This window comes from Nostoc sp., assembly GCF_036917975.1.
Lineage (GTDB): Bacteria > Cyanobacteriota > Cyanobacteriia > Cyanobacteriales > Nostocaceae > Nostoc.
The window spans coordinates 158,245-174,694 of sequence record NZ_JBALEJ010000012.1; the positions used below are offsets into that span (position 1 = coordinate 158,245).

General features: G+C 41.0%; 19 protein-coding genes. 10 read left to right on the forward strand and 9 right to left on the reverse strand.

What is annotated here, in order from left to right; all coding sequences use genetic code 11:
* Window positions 1–33 precede the first annotated feature (33 nt).
* Window positions 34–513 (reverse strand): thioredoxin-dependent thiol peroxidase, encoded by a 480-nt coding sequence (bcp, locus tag V7K76_RS04160; protein ID WP_334774495.1) that lies wholly within the window; start codon window positions 511–513, stop codon window positions 34–36.
* A gap of 74 nt (window positions 514–587) precedes the next feature.
* On the opposite strand from bcp, the gene V7K76_RS04165 reads away from it, so the two are divergent.
* Window positions 588–1,127, forward strand: a complete 540-nt coding sequence (locus V7K76_RS04165; protein ID WP_442936739.1) for an SH3 domain-containing protein — start codon at window positions 588–590, stop codon at window positions 1,125–1,127.
* A gap of 319 nt (window positions 1,128–1,446) precedes the next feature.
* On the opposite strand, the gene V7K76_RS04170 is transcribed toward V7K76_RS04165, so the two are convergent.
* A complete protein-coding gene (locus tag V7K76_RS04170; RefSeq protein WP_334774497.1) occupies window positions 1,447–2,025 on the reverse strand; it encodes an NADPH-dependent FMN reductase in 579 nt (192 codons plus the stop codon).
* Window positions 2,026–2,129: 104 nt separating this feature from the next.
* Here V7K76_RS04170 and V7K76_RS04175 point away from each other — a divergent pair, with 104 nt between their 5' ends.
* The 4 genes from V7K76_RS04175 (at window position 2,130) to V7K76_RS04190 (ending at window position 6,059) form a co-directional block, all read left to right on the forward strand.
* A complete protein-coding gene (locus tag V7K76_RS04175) occupies window positions 2,130–2,618 on the forward strand; it encodes an NUDIX hydrolase (protein ID WP_335029684.1) in 489 nt (162 codons plus the stop codon).
* Window positions 2,619–2,833: 215 nt separating this feature from the next.
* Window positions 2,834–4,543, forward strand: a complete 1,710-nt coding sequence (locus V7K76_RS04180) for a fumarate reductase/succinate dehydrogenase flavoprotein subunit (protein ID WP_334774499.1) — start codon at window positions 2,834–2,836, stop codon at window positions 4,541–4,543.
* Between the two features lie 13 nt (window positions 4,544–4,556).
* Window positions 4,557–5,276, forward strand: a complete 720-nt coding sequence (locus V7K76_RS04185; RefSeq protein WP_334774500.1) for a pyridoxine 5'-phosphate synthase — start codon at window positions 4,557–4,559, stop codon at window positions 5,274–5,276.
* 87 nt (window positions 5,277–5,363) lie between these two features.
* Window positions 5,364–6,059 (forward strand): HAD family hydrolase, encoded by a 696-nt coding sequence (locus V7K76_RS04190; RefSeq protein WP_334774501.1) that lies wholly within the window; start codon window positions 5,364–5,366, stop codon window positions 6,057–6,059.
* A gap of 247 nt (window positions 6,060–6,306) precedes the next feature.
* Here V7K76_RS04190 and V7K76_RS04195 read toward each other — a convergent pair whose 3' ends face one another.
* Both V7K76_RS04195 and V7K76_RS04200 read right to left on the reverse strand, forming a co-directional pair.
* Complete coding sequence (locus tag V7K76_RS04195) at window positions 6,307–6,558, reverse strand: Ig-like domain-containing protein (RefSeq protein WP_334774502.1); 252 nt, start codon at window positions 6,556–6,558, stop codon at window positions 6,307–6,309.
* A 176-nt stretch (window positions 6,559–6,734) separates the two neighbouring features.
* Window positions 6,735–7,397 (reverse strand): hypothetical protein, encoded by a 663-nt coding sequence (locus V7K76_RS04200; RefSeq protein WP_334774503.1) that lies wholly within the window; start codon window positions 7,395–7,397, stop codon window positions 6,735–6,737.
* A 495-nt stretch (window positions 7,398–7,892) separates the two neighbouring features.
* On the opposite strand from V7K76_RS04200, the gene V7K76_RS04205 reads away from it, so the two are divergent.
* A complete protein-coding gene (locus tag V7K76_RS04205; protein WP_334774504.1) occupies window positions 7,893–8,432 on the forward strand; it encodes a pentapeptide repeat-containing protein in 540 nt (179 codons plus the stop codon).
* Window positions 8,433–8,667: 235 nt separating this feature from the next.
* Here the strand turns inward: V7K76_RS04205 and V7K76_RS04210 are convergent, their stop codons facing one another.
* Window positions 8,668–9,210, reverse strand: a complete 543-nt coding sequence (locus V7K76_RS04210; protein ID WP_334774516.1) for an REP-associated tyrosine transposase — start codon at window positions 9,208–9,210, stop codon at window positions 8,668–8,670.
* A 100-nt stretch (window positions 9,211–9,310) separates the two neighbouring features.
* On the opposite strand from V7K76_RS04210, the gene V7K76_RS04215 reads away from it, so the two are divergent.
* Genes V7K76_RS04215 through V7K76_RS04225 form a run of 3 tightly spaced genes read left to right on the forward strand, consistent with a single transcriptional unit; the run spans window position 9,311 to window position 11,351 of the window.
* Window positions 9,311–9,538 carry a 4Fe-4S dicluster domain-containing protein gene (locus V7K76_RS04215; protein ID WP_012408944.1) on the forward strand — a complete coding sequence of 76 codons (228 nt, stop codon included), beginning with the start codon at window positions 9,311–9,313 and terminating at the stop codon, window positions 9,536–9,538.
* 45 nt (window positions 9,539–9,583) lie between these two features.
* On the forward strand, window positions 9,584–10,558 hold the full coding sequence (locus tag V7K76_RS04220; protein ID WP_334774505.1) for a HEAT repeat domain-containing protein: 975 nt from the start codon (window positions 9,584–9,586) through the stop codon (window positions 10,556–10,558).
* Window positions 10,559–10,577: 19 nt separating this feature from the next.
* Complete coding sequence (locus V7K76_RS04225) at window positions 10,578–11,351, forward strand: DUF4058 family protein (RefSeq protein ID WP_334774506.1); 774 nt, start codon at window positions 10,578–10,580, stop codon at window positions 11,349–11,351.
* 96 nt (window positions 11,352–11,447) lie between these two features.
* Here the strand turns inward: V7K76_RS04225 and V7K76_RS04230 are convergent, their stop codons facing one another.
* The gene (locus V7K76_RS04230) at window positions 11,448–11,960 is read right to left on the reverse strand and encodes a 2'-5' RNA ligase family protein (RefSeq protein WP_334774507.1); all 513 of its coding nucleotides are present in this window, start codon (window positions 11,958–11,960) and stop codon (window positions 11,448–11,450) included.
* A 217-nt stretch (window positions 11,961–12,177) separates the two neighbouring features.
* Between V7K76_RS04230 and V7K76_RS04235 the strand changes: the two genes are divergently transcribed.
* Window positions 12,178–13,230 (forward strand): Mrp/NBP35 family ATP-binding protein, encoded by a 1,053-nt coding sequence (locus tag V7K76_RS04235; RefSeq protein ID WP_334774508.1) that lies wholly within the window; start codon window positions 12,178–12,180, stop codon window positions 13,228–13,230.
* An 8-nt stretch (window positions 13,231–13,238) separates the two neighbouring features.
* Here V7K76_RS04235 and V7K76_RS04240 read toward each other — a convergent pair whose 3' ends face one another.
* The 3 genes from V7K76_RS04240 to V7K76_RS04250 form a co-directional block, all read right to left on the reverse strand.
* Window positions 13,239–13,850 carry a Uma2 family endonuclease gene (locus tag V7K76_RS04240; protein WP_334774509.1) on the reverse strand — a complete coding sequence of 204 codons (612 nt, stop codon included), beginning with the start codon at window positions 13,848–13,850 and terminating at the stop codon, window positions 13,239–13,241.
* 238 nt (window positions 13,851–14,088) lie between these two features.
* Window positions 14,089–15,069, reverse strand: coding sequence for a 2-dehydropantoate 2-reductase (locus V7K76_RS04245; protein ID WP_334774510.1), 981 nt, complete (start codon window positions 15,067–15,069; stop codon window positions 14,089–14,091).
* Between the two features lie 125 nt (window positions 15,070–15,194).
* Window positions 15,195–16,082 (reverse strand): inositol monophosphatase family protein, encoded by an 888-nt coding sequence (locus V7K76_RS04250; RefSeq protein WP_334774511.1) that lies wholly within the window; start codon window positions 16,080–16,082, stop codon window positions 15,195–15,197.
* Window positions 16,083–16,450 lie beyond the last annotated feature (368 nt).

Genomic DNA, 16,450 nt, shown 5'->3' on the forward strand with positions numbered 1-16,450 from the left:
GGATTACTGTCACTATACTTATATCCAATTGCGTTATGTAGCTGCTAATTCCCGTAATTTAGTTAAAACTGCCTGAGCATGACCTTTGGTTTTTACATTAGGCCAAGCATAGACAATAATTTTATCAGGTGAAATTAAAAAAGTTGAGCGAGCAACACCCATATATTCTTTGCCCATAAATTTTTTCAAGCGCCAAGCGCCGTAGGCTTCTATCAGAAGATGTTCTGGGTCACTCAAGAGGCTAATTGATAAGTTATGTTTGCTGATAAATTTACAATGAGACTTACCCGAATCTGGACTTACGCCTAAGATTTTCGCTCCTAATGCGCTGAAGTCTTGATACAAATCGGTGAAATCTTTCGCTTCGGTGGTACAGCCAGGGGTGTCATCTTTGGGGTAAAAATAGAGAACAATCCACTGACTGCTGAGATCGTCGAGAGTGACCGAATTGCCATTTTGATCGGGAGTAGAGAAATCTGGTGCTGGTTGTCCGACTTGGGGAATGTTGCTCATGATGGGGATGTGAGAGATTGTGTAAGCGTAGCCGGTCGTATCTTAGATACTGATGTCATAAAATTGAAGAAAATATGACAAAAAAAGTGAAAAATTCCGCATCAAAGCTATTGATAACATTGGCATTCAGTTGTATGAGTGTGATACTCAATACTGGTATAGCTCATCAAATAGGTTTAGCGAAATCAACTAATCCTCAAAAGTGTGATATTTTTGCCTACGTCATCGATACAGATCCGCAAGGTTTACATGTGCGGAGTGGTGCAAGTACAAACAACACAATTCTAGGGCAAATACCTATAAACGAGACAGTTCAGGTTATTAGTGCTGCTGGAGATTGGGTACAGATTACTAATGCTAGTGATGGTTTTCAAGGAACTGGATGGGTATTTGTGCCAAAGTTAGGTTTAACAACGCGGGGTTACGGTACTAATGGCGTGGATTTCTATGCTAGTACCAGTCAACAAAGGCAAAAAGTGGGAAGAATTCCTGCTAATACGGCTATCAAATTGCTAGGCTTTCAGGGAGATTGGGCACAGGTGGAATATCAAGGTGTTAAAGGTTGGTTGGCAAGGGAAGATCAATGTGGTGTAGCCCTTACCAGTTGTTCTTAGTACATCTCAATGAGTGCAAAAACACACCTTGCCCTGGCGAATAGAATTCGCGCGCCAGTTGCTCATGGGGGAAACCCCCTTGGCGCTAGCCTCTCCCTTTGGGAGAAGACCGCACTGGCTTGGCTATACAGACAAAACCCACCTCCGTGGGTTTCAAATTCTTTAGACATCTCCAGAAATTAAATATGCGTTACCCAAAACCCCTGTAGAGACGTAGCAGTGCTACGTCAAAACAATTCTTTTTCGGAGATGTCTTTTGAGTCCGCGTAGGCGGACTTTGTTTGTGTAGCCGCGATTTCTAATCGCCTAGTATATTTGCTTAATTAAGCTTTAGCAATATTTTTGTTAAATTATCGCCTAACTTTTCAATAGATTCTTGCTGTTTAGGATCTTTTAACGTGCCATCAGGATTGAAGGCTTCGTAAGCTTTGGGTACGGCTATCTGGTCGGGAAGTACCAAAACTTTGATGTTTCCTAAAATAGACCGCAGGTGAACCAACCCCCGCAAACCACCAAGGGCACCAGGGGAAGTACTCAGAATGGCAGCAACCTTACCTGCAAAAGCAGCTAATGGTGCTTCATTTGGGGCGGGACGGGATGCCCAGTCAATGGCATTCTTGAGAACTGCTGTGAGTGAACTGTTATATTCCGGCGAAGCAATCAGCAATCCTTGATGAGAAATCAGCAAATCTTTGAAAGTACGGGCGTTGGTAGGTAGTCCTTGTTCAGCTTCCAAATCTTCATCAAACAGAGGTAAAGGCAAATCGCGGAGGTCTATATAAGTAACTTCTGCGCCTGCTGCTTTAGCGCCAGCCGCCGCGATTTTTACCAATTTTTTGTTGTAAGAATCTATACGGGTGCTGCCAGCAAAGGCAAGGATTTTGGGTGTAGATGTCATAGTTTTAGGTTGAATGGGAAGGATTGGCTAGTTCAGCTGCATTATCCTGTTTTCAGGCGATCGCTATTTGCTACCTTTAGATTTTCTTTACAAACTTTCTCGTTATGGCGAATTGGTCAGACTCCTATCTCGGCAAGTTACGACAAGTTGTAGGCGATCGCTTACTTTTATTATTTGGCTCACGTGTGATTATTGAGGATAGCTTGGGGCGTGTTTTGTTGCAAAAGCGGAGTGATTTCCAGCTTTGGGGGCTACCTGGTGGCTGTCCAGAGGTAGGGGAATCTGCCGAAGAATCTTCTGCACGAGAGGTTTTTGAGGAAACTGGTTTAACGGTTAAGGGTTTTGAAGCTGTAGGGTTGTCTTCCAACCCAGCCCATGAAACTGTAACCTATCCCAATGGCGATCGCGTGCAAAACTTCATTTTAATTTTACGAGCAGTTGAATGGGAAGGAAACCTCGCTTGTCTAGATGGAGAATCGCTGGCGCTGGAATTTTTTAATTTAGCCGACTTACCTGCATTAATGCCAAATGACCACCCTGTTTTAGAAAAGTTTCAGGAATACAAGAAAAGCGGCAAATTTCTATTGTTCTAAAAATCTAGTGATTGAGATTTAAAGTAGTACATTCTAGGGGCACATATTTATGACCTCTAAACATTTTTTTACGTCCCATAAAGGACTTCCAAATCAAAAAAATACCGACAATATTGGATAATTTATTTGTTGTAAATCACGAAAAATGTTAAAATACAGTAACTAGCTAAGTCTACCGTATTTTGTGCAAAAACCTATAAAAAATACTTGATATTATGAATATCAATACCCAGTGGATCAAAACAGATGTACTTGTCATTGGCGGTGGTACAGCAGGAACAATGGCAGGCATCAAGGCCAGACAAGCCAATCCTGATGCAGATGTGCTGATTTTAGAGAAGGCTAACATCCGTCGCAGTGGTGCGATCGCAATGGGTATGGATGGCGTGAATACCGCAGTCATTCCCGGCCATTCTACACCAGAACAATACGTGCGCGAAATCACCCTGGCTAACGATGGCATTGTCAACCAAAAAGCCGTTTATCAAACAGGCAAATTAGGTTACGAAGTCATCCAAGAATTAGAAAGCTGGGGTGTGAAATTTCAAAAAGATGCTCAAGGCAACTATGACTTAAAACAAGTGCATCGTGTGGGTAAATATGTCTTACCCATGCCAGAAGGTAAAGACCTGAAAACAATTCTTACCCGCCAAGTTAAACGCCACAAAGTCAAAGTTACAAATCGCGTCATGGCAACCCGTGTATTAGTTAAAGCCGGACGTGCTATTGGTGCGGTGGGATTTGATGTCAGAAACGGAGATTATATTGTCATTCAAGCGAAAGCAGTCATCTTGTGTACAGGTGCTTGTGGCAGATTAGGATTACCTGCTTCTGGCTATCTCTACGGCACTTATGAAAATCCTACCAATGCTGGAGATGGCTATTCAATGGCTTATCATGCAGGTGCAGAACTTAGTAATATTGAATGCTTTCAAGTTAATCCTTTAATCAAAGATTACAACGGCCCCGCCTGTGCCTATGTTGCTGGGCCTTTTGGCGCACATACAGCTAACGCCGAAGGAAATCGCTTCATTAGCTGTGACTATTGGAGTGGTCAAATGATGTTGGAAATCTGGAAAGAATTAAATTCTGGAAAAGGGCCAGTCCAACTCAAAATGACCCATCTTGATGAAGATACAATCGCTGAAATTGAATCCATACTCTGGGCAAATGAACGACCAAGTAGAGAACGCTTTCATCAAGGTAGAAATGAAGATTATCGCACTCACGGCGTAGAGATGCACATTTCCGAAATTGGCTTATGTAGTGGTCACAGTGCCTCTGGTGTGTGGGTGAATGAAAATGCTCAAACAACCGTCACAGGTTTATATGCAGCCGGAGACCTGGCTAGCGTTCCTCATAATTACATGATTGGGGCATTTGTTTTTGGTCGCATAGCCGGAACTCATGCCATTAAATATATCCAAGATTTAGATTTTATCGAACCAGATACAGATTTTTTAGAAGCTGAAAAATCCAGAATTTATGCACCTTTAACTCGCCCCAATGGTGTACCTCACACCCAGGTAGAATATAAATTAAGACGCTTAGTTAATGATTATCTGCAACCACCCAAATCAGGGAATAAAATCGAGATTGGTTTAAAACATTTTGTCCAATATCAAGAAACATTAGATTTAATGGGCGCTCGTGATCCCCATGAATTGATGCGTAGTCTAGAAGTGCATTTTATTCGTGACTGTGCAGAAATGGCAGCCAGAGCATCATTATATCGCCAAGAGACTCGTTGGGGTCTTTATCATTACCGCTTAGATTATCCAGAGAAAAATGATGATGAATGGTTTTGTCATGTCAACTTAAAGAAAAATGAATCAGGACAAATGATATTGTTTAAGCGTCCTGTTGATACTTACATTGTGGAAGTAGATACAGTTAAAGAATTGTATGATGTAACTGTGAGCTAATATATTCAATCTGATGACAAATCTCAGTGTTAATCTGAACAAAGTTGCTTTACTCAGAAATTCTCGAAGTTTTGGTATACCAAGCGTAATTAATGCAGCTTCTACTTGCATTCAAGCAGGCGCACGTGGTGTTACAGTTCACCCACGTCCAGATGAACGACATATCAAACCTAAAGATGTCTATGATCTGGCAGAAATGCTAACTGTTGAGTTCAATATAGAAGGTAATCCATCATCTCAATTTTTAAACATAATACGAGATGTAAAGCCAACGCAGTGTACTTTAGTTGCTGATGCACCTGACGCTTTTACCTCAGACCACGGATGGGATTTGGCTACAAATGGCTTTTGGCTCAAACCAATTATCCAAGAGTTAAAACAACTGGGAATCCGAGTCAGCCTATTCCTAGATCCCGACTTAACTCAAATTGAATATGCAAAAGAAATTGGCGCAGATCGCATAGAGTTATATACAGAACCTTATGCCACAGCTTTTCGTAAGGATGATGTAGAGTCAGTTTTTCAGGAGTATCAACAAGCGGCGAAGAAGGCTCAAGAAATTGGCTTAGGAGTCAATGCAGGACACGATTTAAACTTGCAAAATTTAGAGAAATTTTGTTCAATTTCCAACATATTTGAAGTTTCGATTGGTCACGCCTTAATTGCAGATGCTTTAGAAATGGGACTATTTAATGCTGTGAAGGAGTATTTAAGAATACTGGAGCTTAATTAATTAGAAATGTAGGGTGTGTTGTCGCGGAGCGAAACGCACCATCAACAATTCAATAACTTTTCTAGAATACAGCCTAAGATCATAAAAATGGGTTATGAAGCAATAATTTTCGATCTCGATAATACACTGTTGAATTTTGAACTATGTGAACGACAAGCTATTCTGGGAGCGCTGGAAAATTGTGCAGTATCTTTAGATTTAAATGGAGTCAGTGAGACTAATTTTATTCAAGTCTTTGAAACTTATAATTCCCAGTATTGGAAACAGCGAGAAACTTTTTCTCCTCGTGACTTAATCGAGATGTCTTATCAAAGTACACTTGCTCAATTAGATATACAAACAGATCAAATCAGCAATCTTGGTGAAAGTTACTGGCATATTTTTAATCATTTTGCTGTAATGGAACCTGATGTAAATGAAGTGCTAACTGTTCTCGCACGCAATTATCGTTTGGCTGTCATTACGAACGGGTTTATATCAGCGCAACTACCGAGAATGCAGGCTGCTGGAATTGAGCATTTTTTTGAAGAAGTTGTAGTTTCTGAAGCAATTGGTTTTGCTAAACCATCTCCTGAGATATTCCATTATGCATTATCTAGGTTAAATTTAACACCGACAGAAGTTCTTTATGTTGGAGATTCTCTAAAGCACGATTATGCAGGAGCAACACAAGTCAATATTGATTTTTGCTATTACAACAGAAAAAATCAAAATTTACCACCAGAAGCAAAACCAAAGTTCATCATAAGTGAACTCTTAAATTTGTTGGAGTTAATTAATTAGCTATCTCCTGTAGGTTGGGTGAAACGTAGTGTAACCCAACACATAATATCGGGAAAAGAGAAAATATTCACACTATAATAATCTCTCAATTTATTGTAAAGATTAATGCTAAACCTATTTTATGTATTTAGCCCGTAGGTTGGGTGGAACGAAGTGGAACCCAACAAATACCATGAAGAAAAATGCAAAAACTTTCAACTATAAAAATATCTCTATTATCCAGGTAAAATTCACGCTGCAATTATTTTTATCTGTGGAAATCTTCTTTAAAATTTTCGTAATTTGCTGTACCATCCCTTTTGATTGCGATCGCACGGTTGCTAGGATTGGTTTTGATGGTTAGGGTTGTGGGGTTGATGCTGCTGTCTGCGTCGCTGTCATTGGCTAGGATGTTGATTAATACTGGTTTTGCTTGGTCGGTGGTGGCTGTGTCTGCGTTCGCCCTTGGCGTTGGCGAAGCCATCGCTGTTGGGCTAATTAGGTCTAGGTCTAGTAGCATGACGGAATGCCACTAAGTTAAGATACAGCCCTTGCGCTGACTGGTTCCTAGCCTCCAGGCTGGGAACCCATTCTGGGAGGCTCCGCCTCCTCTTTCTTGACCAGAGGCGGAGCCTCTCGGAATACATTCCCAGCCTGGAGGCTGGGAACGAGGCTACACAGGCTTTTGGGCTTTTCTTAGTGCCATTCTAGCATGACGTTATCGATGATCACTTTGCCATCTTTTGCACCGAAGCCTAGTAGGTCGAAGTATAAGGTGGCAAGGGTTCCAGGAGCTATGTTGCTGATGTCGATTTTGACGGTGCGCGGTGTGTTCAGGGCTATTTTGTCGCCGGAGGTGTTTGCGCCTGCTATCTTGACTTTATCACTAAAGTATGCATTACCAGTTTGTTGGAGGTTGAGGAGGGAGTCGGTTTGGGTGAGTCCTATGGATGTGCCGACTAGGGGGGTGAGGGTACGGGCATCTAATAGGGCGACTTCAAAGGCGTCGTTGGGGGCGAAGGAGTTGGTTCCTAGATGGGTGTCAAGGATTGTGAATTGCAGGTATTTGGCGTGTGAGGGGATGATAAAGGTTTGGGTGAAGTTGCTGTTAAAGGGGGAGTCTTCGGTGAGGATGGCTTGGGAGTTGAGGATGTTGGCTGCACCACGAGTTGACCAGTCGGCTTGGGTGTCGAAGTCGCCGTTAAGGATGCCAATTAGGGGATCGGAGTTGAGAGGCGCTTGCAAGGCATTCCCGCCCACTCCCCCACTTCCCCACTCCAAGGAGCGGACTGCGTTGAGGATTTGCAGGTCGATGAGGGACGGGAGTTTACGGACACCTGGGGAGAGGGAGGTGTTCATTAGGTCGAAGGGATACAGTTTGGAATCGAGGTGGCTGCCGTCATTCGTGAGGGTGGCGGTGAAGTTGTCGCCTCGGAAGAGTTTGGAGCCGTTGACGGTTTGGATGTGGCGATCGAATTCGGTGTAGCCGGAGATGATGCCTGCTAGGTGTCCCATTTCGTGCAGGATGCTGGTTAGCAGGTCGTATTTGCCGTATGCCTCGCCTGTGGTGGCGCGGAATGCTGTGTCGGTGAGGGAGGTGGTGAATTCGCTGTTGTCGTAGGGGGTGGGATCGATGAACCAGCCGATGCCATTAGCGTCGGTGTCGATGAGGAGGGTGCCGCCGTTAGGGCGACCTTGGGAGTCGAATTTGGTGATTTGAGCTTCGGCTAGTTGTCCTGTGGGGAGATCGGTGATTTGGAAGGTAAGGTCGAAGGGGTTGGTGGGGTCAAATAAAGTGTTCCACAGATTGAGTGGGTTATCTTTATACGTGTTAGTTGATGCAAGAGGTAAGTTATGGAAGTTGAAGAATTGCTGGAAAGGTATGCTGCTGGAGAGAGAGATTTTAGGAACGTTGACTTGAGCGACAGCGATTTGACTGGTGTTAATCTCAGTGGGATTGACTTGAGTGAGGGTAATTTTACTTACACCGATTTCACCAATGCTAATCTCAGTGGAGTTAACTTCAGTAAGAGTATGATGATTTCCGCTACCTTTGAATGTGCCGACTTGAGTTACGCCAACTTGAGTGCTTCCGATTTGACTGAGTGTATCTTCAACGACGCTAACTTGGTTGGTGTTAATTTTAGTGGTTCCGAAATGTTCACCGCCGTTTTGAGTGGAGCCAACCTGAGTAGAGCTTGTCTCAATAATGTGGGTTTGAATGTTGCCAATTTGGTTGGCGCTAATCTCACCGACGCTGATTTGAGCGGAGCTTCTCTCAACAGGGCTAACCTCACTGATGCTAATTTGACTGGTGTTAAAAATGCCAACATCAGCGGGGCTATTATATACACTACCACTACTATGCCAGATGGTAGTGTCTGTGATAGCTAGCTATCTCCCGTAGGTTAGGTAGAACGTAGTGGAACCCAACACATGATATCGGTAAAACAGAAAATATTTACACTATCTCTCTCAATTTATTAGATAAAATGAATGCTAGACCTATTTTTTATATTTAATTATTCGCTAAGATTAATATCCCTTAATGTTGGGTTACGGCGCGATATAAATTATTCATTGTGTTGCCAAGATACTAACTTGCGCCTCCACCCAACCTACTAATAGATTATTCATTTCCTACATCTTCGGGAAATTCTATCTCTATTCCTGAACCCCAATCTATATCGTAGATTCCTTTATTTACATACAAAATGAAACTTGAATAATTCCAATCTTTAGGTGCTTTAACATATCCATGCTTTACAGGATTATAATGAATATAATCAACATGACGAATGAAATCAATTTCATCTGGAATTTGATGTTCCCAAAATCTGCGTTGCCAAACAGCTTTTTCACCTTTATTTTGACGTGATCTAGAGATTTTTCCTTGATATTGAATATCACAATGATGGGTAAAATAATTTTTGATTAATCGCCAACGATCTGAAAAATCACTGTCTCCTGGTGGTAACGTCCAAATACTGTGTATGTGGTTTGGTAATATGACAATGGCATCTACAGTAAATAGAGATTTGCTCATTATTTCTCTGAATGCTTGTCTTAACAGCAGAATATTCTCTGCATTACAAATAAACTCCCGGCGGTTATGAGTAACAACGGTAAAAAAAAATGTACCTCCTTCTATCTTGGCTCTGCGATATTCCATAATGCCTATAAACAACCTAAAATCATGAGATAATAGATGTAAGATTACCCCATTTATTTGACCGTTTAACAGTTTCAGCATAAAATCATGGAGTTATTTTATGGCTTTAATCAATCAAAGAATAGACGTTCCTGTAATAGTTGATGAATCGAAATGTCTAGAAAAATGCACAGCCTGTATTGAAGTTTGTCCCTTGGATGTATTGGCAAAAAATCCAGAAACAGGCAAAGCCTACATGAAATATGATGAGTGTTGGTTTTGTCTACCTTGTGAAAAAGAATGTCCAACCAATGCAATTACTGTACAAATTCCATTTTTGTTGCGCTAGTTGTGTGCATTGGTGGAAGAAGTAATTATTTCTAGAGGATTCAAAATGTCTACAAGTAATAATCTGGAATTAAACCAATGGTTGGAAATGTTGCGATCGCCTGATATAAATGATCGGATAGTAGCTGTCAAAACCTTGCAGCATCTAGGCGATGACGAAACAATAGATGCTTTAATCATCGCTTTGAAAGATGAAAGTGTTACTGTTCAGAAAATAGCAATATCTGCTCTTTGGGAAATTGCTAATCCTGTTGCAATCCCGGCTTTAATTGAATGTCTCGGTTCAGCAGATACAGATATTCGCACTGAAGCTGCATCAGCATTAAATGAGTTAATTACACAAGACGAATTGTTACTTTTACTAGATAAACTTCAAAGTAATGATGTAAATCTTCAATTAAATATTTTGGTGCTTTTGCGGAAGATACATGATATTCAATCTTTGCCATATATTTTGCCATTTTTAGAATCAAAAAGTCCTGAGTTAAGAGAAGCAGCCGTTACAACACTGCGATATATCAATCAACTAGAAAAATGTCCACAAGCTTTAAATCTAATCTTTGACGAGGAAGCAAGTGTACGTCGTGCTGCGGCTTTAACTTTAGAACATTTACAAGATACAGAAGTGATTACAATCCTTTGTCAAGCACTTACAAATGATAGTGACTGGCAAGTTCGCCGAAATGCAGCTAAATCTCTGACTATTCATGCAAATAATCAAGCAATTTCCGCATTAGAAACAGCCTTAAATGATGAACATTGGCAAGTGCGTAAATCAGCAGCACAAGCTTTGCAAAAGATTCCAGATATTCAAGTTATGCCGAGATTAATTCAAGCATTAACAGATGAATATGCAGATGTAAGGAAAGAAGCAGTAATTGCTCTGGGAAATTTAGCTCATCCCGACGCTATCAACCCCCTAAAACAAGCCTTAGATGATCCTGATAAAGAAGTATCTATCCAAGCACAACGGGCGATTCAAAAGATTCAAACAGATACAATAGTCTCAAGGGAGCAGTAAATAACTAAGGGAAAGCACAATGGGAAATCCATTTCCTGGAATGAACCCGTATTTGGAACAACCTGAACTTTGGCATCAAGTTCACAATCGTTTAATTGTAGCTGTTGCCGACGATTTAACTCCTCAAATCGCCCCTAAATACCGAGTTTCCATAGAGGAGCGAGTTTATACTAGTGTCGATGATATCTTACTTGTGGGAATTGCCGATGTAGCCGTTGCCAACCGTAACACTACAGATACCAGCACAACTTTGACTACTGCAAAACTTACTGAACCCAGTAAAGTGAAAGTCCCCATACCCGAACAAGTAACTGAACGATTTTTAGAGGTGCGAACAACTCAAAGCAAAGAAGTAGTTGCGGTGATAGAAATACTTTCCCCTAAAAATAAACGCTCCAAAGAAGGTAGAGCCGCTTACGAGAACAAACGACAAAAAATTTTGGCTTCTGCAACCAACTTGGTAGAAATTGACCTCTTGAGACAAGGAGAGTCAATGCCTGTTTTAGGAGCAACAGCCACAGATTATAGTATCTTAGTTAGTCGCAGCTACAATAGACCTGATGCAGATTTATATACTTTCGACTTAAAAACCCCAATTCCTATTTTTCCAGTGCCTTTGCGTCAGGGAGAACCTGAGCCAATAGTTGACTTACAAAGGTTACTAAATGAAATTTATGAACGTGCTAGATTTGACTTAGCAATTGATTATTCACAACCTTTAAAAATAGTGCAATCGCCACAGGAAGAAGCTTGGTTTAGAGAAATTTTGGAGAAGACTGAAAATAATTACTAATTCGTAATTATTAACTACGAATTGCGAATTACGAATTATTTAAATGAGAGCGATCGCTTTTGGTAACTCAGTAATGCCAACACGAGCAAAGCTTTGCTAATTTCGTAATATAAATTCTTTACTCCAAATTATTGATCGTTGCCCATCAGCAATATTTATCAAGTGGAGCTTATCGACAACACAACGATAATTTAAATCTAAAGCCTGCGCCTCTTTGAACACTTGCAAAAAATCATCTGTATCTTTTGTAAATACTCCTAGCGTTAAATGCGGAATAAATGGTATATTATTTCTACAACATTTGGCTAATATATCTGTATATAATTCATTATGTAATTTGATAATATCTACCTTTCCTTCTTCAACCATTAAAAACAGATATTTATCCCATGATTTTTGCAATCCTTTTAAAGAAATAGGAAATGTTTTCCACTTACTCAAGATACTATGAGTATGCATAATGAGATCGTTTTCATTGATAGACTCGATTATGGGAAATACAAGTGTAATATGTGGTTCAATTAAACCAAATTGTGGGTCATATTTCTGCCTTATTTGCTGGATATACTTTATGTTAATATTTGGGTAATGTACAAGTGCGTAAGACATACTGATAAATTATTAAAAACAAGAAAATGTTGGGTTTTGCAAAGCCTCAAGTCAATCTACAATTATTAACTAAGTATAGCTTTAACTAAGCCCGTAGTGAATATAGTCAAACAAACTTTGCGCTCCTCTGCGCTCAACTCCGCGCCCCTCTGCGTTTAAATTTGAATCCTCAAGTGACCACGAATTTACGAAATTGCGTACTAAGCTTCTCCTAACCATGTCTGATCACCAATCCCCATTTCAGCAATCAGAAGTTAATGATCCGCGTCAGCAAGAGGTAGTCCAACTCCTCAAACAAGTTATCGAACCGACTTTAAAAAATGACATCGTTAGCTTAGGAATGGTACGAAATCTCCGCATAGTTGATGACTATGTTTACTTGCGTTTATATATTGGTTTCCATCAGCAGCAATTACAGACAGATGTTCAGTCTAAACTATCATTTTTAACTTGGTGTAAAAAAACTTATATTCAAATTTGTACAATTCCTGGCGTTAAAATCACCCTAGCAGTTTCTAGTGGTAAAGGTGGCGTAGGTAAATCAACAACAGCCGTCAATATAGCCACCGCTTTAAGCTTACAAGGTGCAAAGGTTGGGCTACTAGATGCTGATATTTATGGGCCGAATGTGCCGCAAATGTTGGGTTTAGGGCAAGCTGAGATTCAAGTAATTCATACTCCTACAGGTGATAAATTTTTACCTCTAGAAGTTCAGGGAATTAAGCTGATGTCAGTTGGTTTACTTGTAGAAGAAAATCGTCCCTTGGCATGGCGTGGCCCTGTGTTGCATAAAATTATCACTCAATTTTTGCAAGATGTGGAATGGGGCGAATTGGATTATTTATTAATAGATTTACCTCCCGGTACAGGTGATGCTCAAATCACAATTATCCAAGAAAGCCCTGTTTGTGGAGTAATTCTCGTGACAACTCCTCAGCAAGTAGCGATCGCAGATGTCCGACGTAATATATATATGTTTCGCCAAGTGGGTGTTCCTGTTCTTGGCATTGTGGAAAATATGAGCTATTTAATTTGTGGTGATTGTGGCGCACGCACGCCCATTTTTGGCAGTGGTGGCGGCGAAAAACTCGCAGCAGAATTACAAGCGCCACTGCTGGGGCAAATTCCCATTGATCCCGATATTTGTAGCGGTGGTGATACTGGAAATCCGATTGCAATCAGCGATCGCACTTCACCTGCAAGTGAGGTTTTTATCCAAATTGCCACTGCGCTGAACGCAACTTTTACCAATTGCAGACAACCTGATTGAATTGGGTACTAGGGATTGGGAATATTCTGTCCAGCCGTCAATACTTGGACTGCGGTCAAATTCAGCATTGGAAAAGTTACTGACTTAATAACGTCTGTTCCTTGAAACACGGCTTCTTCATACAGTCCATCTACCAGAGTCAGCAGGGTAATTCGGGCTTGAGCAGCGTCAACAATCCAATATTCAGGAATACCTCGTGCTGCATACTCAGAACGCTTATAGCGGTAGTCTCTATCCTCATTTACCTTTCCGGGAGAGACGACCTCAACCACCATTACTGGAGGAGGCATATCTGGAGTGATTGTAGCCCGTCCTCCTGCGTAGGCGTAGCCCGTCGTAGACATCGCTTCTAATAACTCCTGTGTCAAGATCATCAAGTCAGGCAGTCGCACACGAGTCCGGTTGCCGATAACCACAAGTTCTGTATCTTTATGGCGGATAAGTTGAATTGGGACAAACTTGAGAAACTGTGAAAGTAGATACAGAGAGATTAAGTTATTTCTATCGCTTTCCGGTGGCATTTCAACCAACTCTCCATCCACAAGTTCATACTTAACATCTGTGCCATCATCGTAGGCAAGATATTCAACCAGAGTGAGTTTATCGACTGCTGTGGTCATCAACTTTTTTGCTTAATTATCACTCCATAATCTATATTTTATATTCCGCTCGCAATGACATAAGGGACTTCCAAGAAATAAATTATCCAAATAAACGAACCACAGAGACACAGAGAACACGGAGGAATAAGGAGGAGAGAGTTTTTTGAGTATTTTTTTATTTGTCAGTCCCTAAGTATTAAGTTGGACATGATATTACGTCTTGATAAGTCTTTCACCCCAATATCATAATAAAACGTCAACTCTTGACTTTAGTCGCCTCCAGCAGCTTGACGCTGGCATAAATAGCATCAATATAAGGTGTGGGAATTTGAGTGAGTTTTCCCAATTCTGCCACTGCGCCAACAATCGCGTCTATCTCCGTAGCACGTCCAGCTTCAATATCTTGTAGCATCGAGGTTTTGTGGGCACCAACATTTTCTGCCCCATTAATTCGCTGTTCTAAACTGATGCCAAACTTTATACCTAAATTTTCTGCGATCGCTTGAGTTTCTGTCATCATTTGCCGCGCTAGTTCACGGGTGAGGGGATAGCGACAAATATCCTCTAGAGTAGCACCAGTCAGGGCACTAATAGGATTAAAGACCACATTTCCCCACAACTTGATCCAAATTTCCGTGCGAATTTGATTGCGGATTGGGGCTTTGAATCCTGCCTGTTTTAAAGTCTGTGCTAATAATTGGATGCGTTCTGTTTTAGTGCCATCGATTTCACCGAGAGTAAAGCGATCGCCTTCAATATGTTTAATTACACCTGGTTCAATTATCTCAGTTGCCGGGTAAACCACACAACCGATGGCGCGTTCAGCACCAATACTAGCTTCAATAATCCCATCTGGGTCAACAGATTGAATCCGCGTACCTTCATACTCACCGCCATGCTGACGGAAGTACCACCAAGGAACGCCATTTTGGGCTGTCACCACCATTGTGTGAGAATTGTAGAGTGCCGGGAGAAGAGGTGCGATCGCAGGTACACTATGAGCCTTCACAGTTAAAATTACTACATCCTGTGGCCCTGCTGACTGAATATCGCTAGTTGCCAAAGTCGGAGTAGCAATTTGGCTAGAACCGTCTGCCATGAGCAACTTCAGACCATTTTTTTGAATTGCCTCCAAATGATAACCACGCGCAATCAGCGTTACTGCTTCACCAGCCAGGGCCAGTTTTGCCCCTAGATATCCACCAATTGCACCCGCGCCAACAATACAGATTTTCATTTTGTCAAAAAAATATGAGTCGTGGAAGATAGTATCCAGTTGCTTTTACATCAAACAGCTACACTTTAGACATCTGGTGAAATTAGATATGCATCATCCATAACCCTTGTAGAGACGTAGCACTGCTACGTCTCTACATTCATTTTCGGAGATGTCTTTTGCAGCGCTGACAGCAGGTCTTGATGAACAGATTTTGAGGCAGCTACGATTAATCCAGGCAGACTATAGTTTTTACAAGTATGTAATGGCGGTAAAGTCGAACCATCCAAAGTAGTCACAATCCAGCCAGCCTCCTTTGCAATAAAAGCAAGTGCAGCACTATCAAGAAATTTGCCCGATTTGATCACTGCTCCACTCAAGTCGCCACTAAGAATACCATTAAGATTGGGAATCTGAATATCACTAGAGTAATCGGTCGCTATATCGATTACTTTATATCGATCTTTTAGTAAATGAGCAATAGAATTCATTCCCCATCCCAACAAAATAGCAGGTTGGGCGGATGTTATATGTAATGGGGCACAGGCTTCTAAGCTCATCTCTAACGTCCCTTTAAAAGCACCTTCACCTCGAAGGGCGTAAAAATAAATGTTTTGGGCAGGAGAAATAGCAATTACTGCTTTAAAGTCATCCGAATTTAGAATACTGAGAATAATTTGGTAATTAGAATGTCCATCCATGTAAAACTTCGTGCCATCAATCGGGTCGAGTGTAACTAAGTAATCACCTTCTGAACCGAGTTCGGTAGCCCGAAAATACTTAGTATTATTAGAACTTTCATATTCTTCTCCATAAAAGCGAATATCTGGGAAAGTGGCCAGTAATACTACTTCTATTAGATTTTGAATAGCCACATCTGCATCAGTAAGGGCGGCAGCAAAAAAGTTTTTTGCTTGTTCTTTAGCAGGAAGTGCAGCAATTTTTGGTTGCAGAAAATTGGCATAAGCTGCTGCTACTTTCAGATGGGGGAGTAAAGTCTCTAAAATTAATCGAGTAGTTGGTGTTGTGGACATTGCAGCAAACTCCTTTTAGAAATAATCTACCGTTGGCAGGGCGATAGAATTCTATATGTAGACAAAATTACGGTATCATTTGGATGCAATGATACCACCGTTACTATATTACTTTCATCTGTATGTCTCAAAGAGCCTATAGAGAAATCGCAATTTTTATCGTAAATTAAAGGTTTTAGATCGAACGTCAACACTTAGTACAGCATTTCATTAATTCATAGCGAATTAAATTTGGCAATATTCTACAATGCCAATGCATCGGGTTGCATTGTCAATGCGTCGGGTTGCATTGTTAATGCGTTGGGTTGCATTGTTAATGCGTTGGGTTACATTGTTAATGCGTCGGGTTGCATTGTTAATGCGTTGGG

What these genes read in the sequence shown, in the direction of transcription:
- bcp (WP_334774495.1), bottom strand. Translation starts at nt 513, where the DNA reads ATGAGCAACATTCCCCAAGTCGGACAACCAGCACCAGATTTCTCTACT.
- V7K76_RS04165 (WP_442936739.1), top strand. Translation starts at nt 588, where the DNA reads ATGACAAAAAAAGTGAAAAATTCCGCATCAAAGCTATTGATAACATTG.
- V7K76_RS04170 (WP_334774497.1), bottom strand. Translation starts at nt 2,025, where the DNA reads ATGACATCTACACCCAAAATCCTTGCCTTTGCTGGCAGCACCCGTATA.
- V7K76_RS04175 (WP_335029684.1), top strand. Translation starts at nt 2,130, where the DNA reads ATGGCGAATTGGTCAGACTCCTATCTCGGCAAGTTACGACAAGTTGTA.
- V7K76_RS04180 (WP_334774499.1), top strand. Translation starts at nt 2,834, where the DNA reads ATGAATATCAATACCCAGTGGATCAAAACAGATGTACTTGTCATTGGC.
- V7K76_RS04185 (WP_334774500.1), top strand. Translation starts at nt 4,557, where the DNA reads ATGACAAATCTCAGTGTTAATCTGAACAAAGTTGCTTTACTCAGAAAT.
- V7K76_RS04190 (WP_334774501.1), top strand. Translation starts at nt 5,364, where the DNA reads ATGGGTTATGAAGCAATAATTTTCGATCTCGATAATACACTGTTGAAT.
- V7K76_RS04195 (WP_334774502.1), bottom strand. Translation starts at nt 6,558, where the DNA reads ATGCTACTAGACCTAGACCTAATTAGCCCAACAGCGATGGCTTCGCCA.
- V7K76_RS04200 (WP_334774503.1), bottom strand. Translation starts at nt 7,397, where the DNA reads ATGAACACCTCCCTCTCCCCAGGTGTCCGTAAACTCCCGTCCCTCATC.
- V7K76_RS04205 (WP_334774504.1), top strand. Translation starts at nt 7,893, where the DNA reads ATGGAAGTTGAAGAATTGCTGGAAAGGTATGCTGCTGGAGAGAGAGAT.
- V7K76_RS04210 (WP_334774516.1), bottom strand. Translation starts at nt 9,210, where the DNA reads ATGGAATATCGCAGAGCCAAGATAGAAGGAGGTACATTTTTTTTTACC.
- V7K76_RS04215 (WP_012408944.1), top strand. Translation starts at nt 9,311, where the DNA reads ATGGCTTTAATCAATCAAAGAATAGACGTTCCTGTAATAGTTGATGAA.
- V7K76_RS04220 (WP_334774505.1), top strand. Translation starts at nt 9,584, where the DNA reads ATGTCTACAAGTAATAATCTGGAATTAAACCAATGGTTGGAAATGTTG.
- V7K76_RS04225 (WP_334774506.1), top strand. Translation starts at nt 10,578, where the DNA reads ATGGGAAATCCATTTCCTGGAATGAACCCGTATTTGGAACAACCTGAA.
- V7K76_RS04230 (WP_334774507.1), bottom strand. Translation starts at nt 11,960, where the DNA reads ATGTCTTACGCACTTGTACATTACCCAAATATTAACATAAAGTATATC.
- V7K76_RS04235 (WP_334774508.1), top strand. Translation starts at nt 12,178, where the DNA reads ATGTCTGATCACCAATCCCCATTTCAGCAATCAGAAGTTAATGATCCG.
- V7K76_RS04240 (WP_334774509.1), bottom strand. Translation starts at nt 13,850, where the DNA reads ATGACCACAGCAGTCGATAAACTCACTCTGGTTGAATATCTTGCCTAC.
- V7K76_RS04245 (WP_334774510.1), bottom strand. Translation starts at nt 15,069, where the DNA reads ATGAAAATCTGTATTGTTGGCGCGGGTGCAATTGGTGGATATCTAGGG.
- V7K76_RS04250 (WP_334774511.1), bottom strand. Translation starts at nt 16,082, where the DNA reads ATGTCCACAACACCAACTACTCGATTAATTTTAGAGACTTTACTCCCC.